Source organism: Algoriphagus algorifonticola, assembly GCF_007655305.1.
Classification (GTDB): domain Bacteria; phylum Bacteroidota; class Bacteroidia; order Cytophagales; family Cyclobacteriaceae; genus Algoriphagus; species Algoriphagus algorifonticola.
Map to the genome: position 1 here is coordinate 22,113 of NZ_VLOG01000012.1, position 4,912 is coordinate 27,024.

Below are 4,912 nucleotides of genomic sequence, written 5' to 3' on the forward strand. Positions count from 1 at the left end.
AATGGTTCCACTATAATTAATCTGTAGGCTATTAAAACATCTAGAGATTCAAATCTCTGCCCGTCCGCCGGGGTGGGGCTAGGATATCTAACGTCGCTACGCGACAGATGGCTTATTCGAATATATTAGGTTCGGCCAAAATGCCGTAGGCATGAATGATTTCCTAGCCAGCCATTTTAATGGCTGGGATGCCGAATAGCTAATTAGGTTAAAAATGCCATAGGCATGGACGATTTTACCAACAGAATTATCAGAGATGAAAATTCTTGTTAATTTTTTTTATAAAAAGTAGGAATAAAAACAAAGGTCAAAAAAAATCCCCGCTAGCTAGCGGGGATTTTATGTTTTTAATCTTCTTTGCTCTCGTCAGAGGAACCTTCTGTTTCCTCAGGAGCTACATTTTGACGAACTCTTTCAGTAGGTCGGTAAGGCACAAAGCCTTCTCTCTTGAATTTGTAAGTAGTTGTTCTATTACCGGCAGGGTGATTTGCCAAGTCCAACATACCAAAACCTTTGTGTGTAAAGGCACCCAACCCACATTTAAATACGAAGTCTTGAACTTCCGGAGCGGCATACAAAGTGAAAGGAAGGGTGTATCCTCTTACTTCATATTTCACATCCATGTCATAGACCGCATAGATTCTTGCGAATTTTTTCTGTTGTTCTTTGAGTTTATTGACATAGACCATGTCTGGAACTACCTGAAACTTGTAGAAACTTTCCATTTGCTCTGGTGTATACCAGCCGGATCGTTCCATTCTAGTTAAGGTAGATTCATACAATAAGTCTGAAAATTCATCGCTATCTGGGCTGATGAATCTTTTGCCAATTTCCTCGTTGAATGCAGGGGTGATTAATACCAACGGGGAAATACAAACAAATTTGTTTGAAGTTTCCAACTCAGGCTCTACTTCCAATTCAGTGTACTCTGGAGAGAGAATTAAATTTCCCAACTCAATTTTAGGAGTTGCAAATACCTGCTCCAACAAGTAATCCATGAAATCTTCACTTTGAGAAGATAACACAAGAGTTACCAAGCTGGAGTAGTAGTGCAAACCGCTTCTACTTACTTTAGTCTGACCCTTAAGACCAGAAAAATTAAAGTAGTTGTAGTTGAAGAACTCTTCTCTTCCTCCTTTGACAATTAAACCTTTAAGGAATTGCGCAAGGATGTACTGGTGATGAAAAGGTAAATAGGAACCTTTGTTTTTTAATGAAAATATTAGTCTAACTCTCACGATAAATTAAAAATAGATGAGACAATAAATTATTGAAAACAGATAACGTATTTGGGTGGATAAGCGAGGTAAAATTACATTAAATTTTTATAATATCTTAAACATTGAATCTAAAATGCATGATATCTCCATCTTTTACGATATATTCTTTCCCTTCTATCGCTATTTTTCCATTTTCTCTGCATGCAGCTTCCGTTTTGAATTGCTGATAGTCTGCAAGCTTGATTACTTCTGCTTTAATAAATCCACGTTCAAAATCAGTGTGGATTACCCCGGCAGCCTGAGGCGCCTTCCAACCTTTTTTGATGGTCCATGCTCTTACCTCCTGAGGTCCCGCTGTAAAATAGGTGATTAAATCCAGCAGGGCATAGGCGGCAGAAATCAGTTTATTAAGACCACTTTCTTCTAAACCGTACTCACTCAAAAATAATTCCTTTTCTTCAGGGTCCTCAAATTCAGCAATTTGAGATTCTAATGCCGCACATAAAACAATGACCTCAGCATTTTCTTCCTGAACTGTATTCCTAAGCTCTTCTACGTACTTGTTGCCAGTTTGAATGCTTCCTTCATCCACGTTGGCTACATATAGCACGGGCTTGATGGTTAAAAGTTGTAAGTCACGGATAATTTCCAAGTCTTCCTTCTCGATTTCGATCGCTCTGGCATTCAAACCGGATTTCAATCCATCTCTGAATCTAACCAAAACTTCAAGCTCCTTTTTGGCTTTGGCATCCCCTGATTTGGCTACCTTTTCTATTCTAAGGATTTTTTTCTCTACTGATTCTAGGTCCTTCAATTGGAGCTCAGTGTCGATTACTTCCTTATCGAAAATAGGATCAACGCTACCTGCGACATGGACTATATTATCGTCCTCAAAGCATCTGATTACATGGATAATTGCATCGACTTCACGGATATTTGCCAGAAACTTATTTCCCAAACCTTCTCCTTTGGAAGCTCCTTTTACCAATCCGGCGATGTCAACAAATTCGATGACTGTTGGTAAAACCCGCTGAGGGTTTACAAGTTGCTCCAAAGTTTTGAGTCTTTTATCCGGAACAGTCACCACACCCACATTGGGTTCAATCGTACAAAAAGGAAAATTTGCCGCCTCAGCTTTCGCGCTGGAAAGGGAATTGAACAAAGTGGACTTTCCTACATTAGGAAGTCCTACTATGCCGCATTGTAAAGCCATTAATTAGATGTTTTTATTTTAAATATTCTATAGGATTTATACCCCTTATAAAATTCCATTACAGAAACTCTAAAAATGGTATAAACCGGTATCGCAAAAATCATCCCCAGTACTCCGGCGATTTTTGCCCCGGCAAAGATAACAACAAAAATTTCAAGGGGATGCGCTTTTACTGATTTCGAAAAAATCATTGGCTGTAAAAGGATATTATCTATGATCTGAACTATGGAAAAAACCGAAAGAATCTTGATTAATAAATAGGTGAGTTCAGAATCCTCGGAAAAGCTGCCTGTTGAAATCCCCACAATAATCCCAAAAGTAGCACCCAATATAGGACCCGCATAAGGTATCAAATTGGCAATTGCTGCAAATAGAGCGATGGTAAGTGCATACTCTATTCTCATTAGAGACAGCCCTAAGCTTGCAATCGTGAAGATGGCCAAGATCTGTAATAAAAGTCCAGATAGATAATTGGATAGTAGCTTCTCCACTTTGGTGAAAGTTGCCACTGATAACTCAAAATAGGGGTTGGGAATCAAATTAAGTAGATTCCTTCTCAATAAACCATTTTCCAGAAGCAGAAAGAAGGTAATGAAAGCTACGGCAATCAATCCTATAAATAAGGAGCTGGCGGTACTGAATACCTGACTGATAAAGGTGCCAAAATCAAAACCCGTAATTGCTCTTACAATAAATGACTTAAATTCCTCAAAAAGGTAACCAGGTTGTGACTCGATTAACTGATATTTCAGCAGAAAATTTTCAATCCGAGCTATTGGAATTTGAATTTGTTGGTAAATACCTTCTAAGTCTAAGTTGCTCAGAATGATCAGTTGATTATTGATCAAAGGGAAAAAGAGCAAGCCTAAAAGAATCAGAAGTATAACGATCGCAGAATATGAAATAAGAATCGCTGTCCAACGTGGCACATGTTGTCCACCAATGTGGAAATCATTCAATCGATTGGTCAAAGGCCGCAACAAAGCTGCTAAAATCAAGGATAAAATTAGATAAGCAGTAATATTTGAAAAGTACCAACCGAAGAGGAGGAAGGCTCCAATGAACAAGAATAGATATATAAAAAACCTCTGCATATTGGATAAAGTAAAAGGAGGCTATTTGGCCTCCTCTAATATACTATTTACTCAACGTGATCTAAATTTTTGGAAATTTTCTATTCCCATTTTAATTCATCTCGGTATTCGTTTTCTGAATCTTCATTTTCAAACTGAGTAAAATCCACTTCAGGCATCAATTCAGTTTTGATATGATCCACAGACTCATTCAATGCTTCCACAAATTTGTGGAAATCCTCCTTATAAAGGAAAATTTTGTGCTTTTCATAAGTAAATGAATCACCATTTACTTTTCTTTTGCTTTCAGTGATGGTCAAATAATAATCATTTGCCCTAGTAGATTTGATGTCGAAAAAATAGGTCCGTTTACCTGCTTTCACTTTTTTAGAGAAAATTTCATCTCTGTCGTATCCTCTTCGATCTTCCACAATGCTTTAGTTTTAGTTGCTGGGGTAATTTATTTGAAAACTAAGATAGCATAAATCATTTTTAGATTTCAAGCTGAAAAAGGAATATTTTCAAGAAAAAGTTAAATTATGAGGATAAGTGGTTAAAAATCAGTTATGAAAAAAGACATTGGATGATAAAAGAGGGCTTGATTTGATGTTTATTAATCACTTTGAAAGGTATTTTTTTAAAGAAATAAAAATTGAAATAAATAGAAATATGCCTGCGGCGAAATGGATAAAGAAATACAGTAGAAATAGATAGAAATACGCCTTCGGCGAAATACGGATCAATTCCCCCTTTGGAAGTGTAAACTCAGTTTAGGACTACCTCCTTTATCAAAGGGGGTAGGGGGATTTAAGTAGAAATACAATTGAAATAAATAGAAATATGACTGCGGCGAAATAGATAAAGAAATACTGTAGAAATAGATCGAAATACGCCTTCGGCGAAATACTACAGAACTCTCGATATTTTGAAAGAATATTCCTTAAGATATTACCAAGAAAAGCATTTGGTAAGATAGACCTCAAGTCAAACTAATAGCAAAAGCTCTAGTGGAGTGACAATATTTTAGCCACGCCAGAGGCGCACAGGCCCAGGTGAAACCTGGGGTAAAGATATGAGCAACAAATACCCCAGCGCTGGTCCGAGATCAATGTTTGGAAACAAATTAAACGTGCCAGCAAGACATTCGATAATCTCATTTTAACCCTCCAAGGGATTCATCAAATTAAGTAGTTGATGAAAAAATGCTTTCATTATCTTATTGACCAGCCCTTGGAGGGTTCTTCGGATTACAAATCCTTCGATAGGAGCTCGAGATTGCAAATCTCGAGTAGCTTAGAAATATGCCTGTGACGAAATGGATAAAGAAATACAATAGAAATAGATAGAAATACGCCTTCGGCGAAATACGGATCAAATCCCCCTTTGGAAGTGTAAACTCAGTTTAG

General features: G+C 37.3%; 4 protein-coding genes. All 4 read right to left on the reverse strand.

Annotated elements, in window-relative coordinates; translation table 11 throughout:
• Positions 1 to 347: 347 nt before the first annotated feature.
• Entirely contained in the window at positions 348 to 1,238 is an 891-nt protein-coding gene (cas6, locus tag FL972_RS02185) for a CRISPR-associated endoribonuclease Cas6 (RefSeq protein ID WP_144603026.1), read from the reverse strand.
• 97 nt (positions 1,239 to 1,335) lie between these two features.
• Positions 1,336 to 2,433, reverse strand: coding sequence for a redox-regulated ATPase YchF (gene ychF, locus FL972_RS02190; protein ID WP_144603029.1), 1,098 nt, complete (start codon positions 2,431 to 2,433; stop codon positions 1,336 to 1,338).
• Positions 2,433 to 3,527, reverse strand: a complete 1,095-nt coding sequence (locus FL972_RS02195) for an AI-2E family transporter (RefSeq protein WP_091649769.1) — start codon at positions 3,525 to 3,527, stop codon at positions 2,433 to 2,435. The genes ychF and FL972_RS02195 overlap by 1 nt, the downstream gene beginning before the upstream one ends.
• 80 nt (positions 3,528 to 3,607) lie before the next feature.
• Entirely contained in the window at positions 3,608 to 3,937 is a 330-nt protein-coding gene (locus FL972_RS02200) for a DUF3276 family protein (protein ID WP_091649772.1), read from the reverse strand.
• Positions 3,938 to 4,912: the final 975 nt, after the last annotated feature.

Excerpts from the sequence above, each read along its gene's own strand:
- ychF (WP_144603029.1), bottom strand. The coding sequence starts at position 2,433 with ATGGCTTTACAATGCGGCATAGTAGGACTTCCTAATGTAGGAAAGTCC.
- FL972_RS02195 (WP_091649769.1), bottom strand. The coding sequence starts at position 3,527 with ATGCAGAGGTTTTTTATATATCTATTCTTGTTCATTGGAGCCTTCCTC.